Raw genomic sequence first — 1356 nt, forward strand, 5'->3', positions numbered from 1 at the left:
GACGCGTCGATCGAGAGCATCTACCGGGCGTCGATCACGTGACCCGTGCGGTGGGGCACCGTGGGCACCGCTGAGGTGCCGCACGTCGTCGCGGTGCTCGGTCGGGGCGTCGTCGACGCCGACGAGCCGGTGGTCACCGCCGACGACCTCGGCCTGATCCGCGGCGACGGGTGCTTCGACTCCGCACGGGTCGTCATGGGTGCCGGGGGCACCGCCCGGGTGGTCGACCTCGACGAGCACCTGGCCCGCCTCGCGTCCTCGGCCCGGGCCATGGCCATCGCCGACCCCTCACCGCAGCAGTGGCACACCCTGGTGGCCGAGGCCCTGGCCGCCTGGTCCACGCCCGGTGAGGCCGTGCTGAAGCTCGTGCTGACCCGCGGCCGCGAGTGGCGCGACACGGGGCCGACGGCGATCGTGAGCATCACCCACCGGGTCGCGGTCCCCGGGGTCCGGACGGTCACGGCGGTCACCCTGAGCCGCGGCCACCCGTCCGATGCCTTCGTCGACGCACCGTGGCTGCTCGGCGGCACCAAGACGCTGTCCTACGTCGTCAACCTCGCGGCCGCCCGGGAGGCGCGGCGACGCGGTGCCGACGACGTCATCTTCACGACGACCGACGGCTACGCCCTGGACGGCCCGACGTCGGGGTTGTTGGTCGCCCGCGACGGCACGTTCCTCAGCACGCCGACGGGCGGGACCGGCATCCTCGAGTCCATCACCGTGGCGGCCGTCTTCGAGGCGGCCCGGGCCGACGGGTTCGCGACGCGGTACGAGCTGGTGCCCGTCGACGACCTCTACCGCGCCGACGGGCTGTGGCTCCTCTCGTCCGGGCGCGGGCCGGTGGTCGTCACCTCGCTCGACGGCAGGCGCCTGCGCGTCGACGAGGACCTGGCCGCGCGGGTCCTGCGCTACGCGCGCTCCTGACCGCGGGGCGGGTCAGGGTGTGCCTCGGCGCAGCATCCCCCACGCGGCGAGCGCCACGGTGATGATCGCTGACGCGACGGCGAACGGCATCAGGCCGACGTCGGCGATGAGCGGGATCGCGAGGGCGGTGATGATGCCTCCCCCGAGCAGTGGCTCGTAGGTCAGCTGCTTGTAGCCGTAGGCCGTGGCGGCGTTGGTCTGGCGCTTGGGGTCGGCCATGTCGGCGAGGATGAAGCCGGTGGCGACGTTGCCCTGGGACTGCCCGAAGTCGGCGACACCGGGCTCGAACCAGCGCACGCCGTGGATGCGCGGGGCGATCCAGAGCACGGCCACGACGCTCCAGCACGCACCGATGAGGGTGAAGGTCACGAGGGCCGGGATGTTCGCACCGAGGGTGGCCAGCGACATCGTGCCGATGGCAGCGACGACCAG

General features: G+C 73.3%; 1 protein-coding gene and 1 pseudogene. One reads left to right on the plus strand and one right to left on the minus strand.

Going from position 1 to position 1356, the window contains the following annotated elements:
- Nucleotides 1-60: 60 nt before the first annotated feature.
- Nucleotides 61-924 carry an aminodeoxychorismate lyase gene (locus PLL68_RS12490; protein ID WP_324534555.1) on the plus strand — a complete coding sequence of 288 codons (864 nt, stop codon included), beginning with the start codon at nucleotides 61-63 and terminating at the stop codon, nucleotides 922-924.
- A 12-nt stretch (nucleotides 925-936) separates the two neighbouring features.
- Here PLL68_RS12490 and PLL68_RS12495 read toward each other — a convergent pair.
- Nucleotides 937-1356, minus strand: a pseudogene (locus PLL68_RS12495) (sodium/glutamate symporter); the annotation flags it as partial.

This window comes from Ornithinibacter sp. (assembly GCF_035443565.1).
Lineage (GTDB): Bacteria > Actinomycetota > Actinomycetes > Actinomycetales > Dermatophilaceae > Fodinibacter.